Genomic DNA, 202 nt, shown 5'->3' with positions numbered 1-202 from the left:
TATTGATGTCACCGTCCAGGATTCAATCTGTCGCAACAAAAAGTAGTCATTCCCGCGAAGGCGGGAATCCATCCTGCTGTTGCCTGTCTGTTCTTGACGTCGCCGTCCAGGATTCAATCTATCGCAGCAAAAAATAGTCATTCCCGCGAAGGCGGGAATCCATCCTGCTGTTGCCTGTCTGTTCTTGACGTCGCCGTCCAGG

Origin of the sequence: Desulfomicrobium macestii, from assembly GCF_014873765.1 — a bacterium.
Taxonomy (GTDB): domain Bacteria; phylum Desulfobacterota; class Desulfovibrionia; order Desulfovibrionales; family Desulfomicrobiaceae; genus Desulfomicrobium; species Desulfomicrobium macestii.
The sequence above is the reverse complement of the archived record's forward strand: the minus strand, read 5'-3'. Positions refer to the sequence as shown.